The 1,977-nt window shown below is 73.4% G+C and carries 2 protein-coding genes and 1 tRNA gene; 2 read left to right on the top strand and 1 reads right to left on the bottom strand.

Going from position 1 to position 1,977, the window contains the following annotated elements:
* The first annotated feature begins 14 nt into the window (after window positions 1-14).
* Window positions 15-86, top strand: a tRNA-Val gene (locus tag ACFV4P_RS00015).
* 247 nt (window positions 87-333) lie between these two features.
* Here the strand turns inward: ACFV4P_RS00015 and ACFV4P_RS00010 are convergent.
* Window positions 334-516, bottom strand: coding sequence for a hypothetical protein (locus ACFV4P_RS00010; RefSeq protein WP_380465620.1), 183 nt, complete (start codon window positions 514-516; stop codon window positions 334-336).
* Window positions 517-987: 471 nt separating this feature from the next.
* Between ACFV4P_RS00010 and ACFV4P_RS00005 the strand changes: the two genes are divergently transcribed.
* On the top strand, window positions 988-1,977 hold a 990-nt coding region (locus ACFV4P_RS00005; RefSeq protein ID WP_380465618.1), incomplete at its 3' end, for a serine/threonine-protein kinase.

Below are 1,977 nucleotides of genomic sequence, written 5' to 3'. Positions count from 1 at the left end.
CTACGGATCGTCCTGCGCGATTAGCTCAGCGGGAGAGCACTACCTTGACACGGTAGGGGTCACTGGTTCAATCCCAGTATCGCGCACAGAAGTTGAGAGCCGCCACCCGGTTTCGGGGGGCGGCTCTCGGCGTTTCGGCGCGGTGGCGGGCAGCGGCGGGCGGTGGCGGGCACTACCGGGCATGGGAGTGGCCGGGAACGGCACGCCCTCACCGACGTGTCGTTCCCGGCCACCGGGTGGGCCCGGAGCTGCAGCCTGCGCCACTCATTTCGTCCGTCCACGACGTGATGAGGGTTGCTCCGGGCCGGCGCGTCGACCCCTACCCCATGGGGGTCAGCGCCCGATCAGATCGGCGACCGCCTGTGCCTGGGTCGCCAGTTGGTCCCATGCCCCGAACAGGACCATCAGCAGGATCGCGCAGGGCAGGGCGATGGCGAGGGCGACCATCGGGTGCCGGGTCTCCGCGGGGTGCGGGGACAGGGGCCGACGGCGAAGGGCTCTGCTGAGCGGTGCCATGTCTGCTGTGCTCCTGCCGGGCTGCTGCTGGTGCTGTCGGGTCGGGGACGGGTGGTTCTGCTTGGCAGCGAGGACGGTTCTTCTCGGGGGACGAGCGGGGCCGTCCTCGCTGTGAACAACGTTAGGCGGCACGGCTTTCGGGGTCGTCATGCCGTCGTACCGTTCCGATCGCCTCCGCTGGTAGGAGGAGGGGCGGGGTCACGTACACCTGGAGTCGGACTCCGGAGTGCGCGCACCCCTTAGGCGACCCTGACAGGACCCCTTGGGGGACGGTCGGACTGCTGGTGGGACAGGGGGTCGAACGGGGCGTCGGCAGTACCGATCTGACAATCGGACCGGCGGTTCGTGTGTTGCGTGTCAGCACGGGGCCGCTACCTGTCCGTAAGCTGTGCCGAGACAGTTGTCTGACGACGCCCCAATCCGACGGGGCCTCACCCCACAGGCTGACGGAACGGGAACGGGTACGGGCAAATGGCAATGATGCGGCTGCGGCGTGAGGACCCCCGCATCGTCGGCCCGTACCGGCTGCACCGGCGGCTGGGCGCGGGCGGGATGGGCGTGGTCTTCCTCGGTTCGGACCGGAAGGGGCAGCGGGTCGCGCTGAAGCTGATCCGCGCCGAACTCGCCGAGGACGCCGAGTTCCGCACCCGGTTCGCCCGCGAGATCGCGGCGGCCTCCCGGATCCGCGGCGCTTGCACGGCGCGGGTGATGGGCTCCGACATCGAGGCCGACCGCCCGTGGCTGGCCACCGCGTACGTGCCCGGGCCGTCGCTGTACAAGCAGATCTCCGAAGAGGGCGTGCTGGCCTGGCCGGACGCGGCGCGGATCGGCGCGGCGCTGGCCGACGGACTGGTGAAGGTGCACGAGGCGGGGGTGGTGCACCGCGACCTCAAGCCGTCGAACATCCTGCTCTCCCCCAAGGGCCCGCGGATCATCGACTTCGGCATCGCCTGGTCGCGCGGCGCGTCCACCCTCACGCACGTCGGCACCGCGGTCGGCTCGCCGGGCTTCCTGGCGCCCGAGCAGGTGCGCGGCGCGGCGGTGACGCCCGCCACCGACGTGTTCGCGTTCGGGGCGACGCTGGCGTTCGCGCTGACCGGGGAGTCGCCGTTCGGGTCGGGCGCCTCGTCCGAGGTGATGCTGTACCGGGTGGTGCACGAGGAGCCGGACCTGACCGGGATTCCGCCGGTGCTGGCCCCGGTGGTGCGGGCCTGCCTGGCCAAGGAGCCGTCCGAGCGCCCGCCGGCGGCCGCGCTGCACGAGCGCCTCAGCGAACTCGCCACCCGCGGCGCCGGCGGCCGGGCCGCCCGGGCCGCGGCCCGGGCCGAGGAGCGGGCCGCGACCGCGCAGGCCGCGACCGCCGCCCCGGCGGAGGCTCCGGCGGCCGCCCGGCCCGACGGTCCGCCGCCGCGCCGCCCGGCCGGCCCGCAGGGCGCCGCGGTGCCCGGCGCCGTCCGGCGG

The organism is Kitasatospora sp. NPDC059795 (assembly GCF_042732175.1).
Classification (GTDB): Bacteria; Actinomycetota; Actinomycetes; order Streptomycetales; family Streptomycetaceae; genus Kitasatospora.
Note: the sequence above shows the minus strand (reverse complement) of the source record. Positions and strands in the feature narration are given on the sequence as shown.

Bases quoted from the DNA above. Each gene is read 5' to 3' on its own strand.
- ACFV4P_RS00010 (WP_380465620.1), bottom strand. From the start codon at position 516: ATGGCACCGCTCAGCAGAGCCCTTCGCCGTCGGCCCCTGTCCCCGCAC.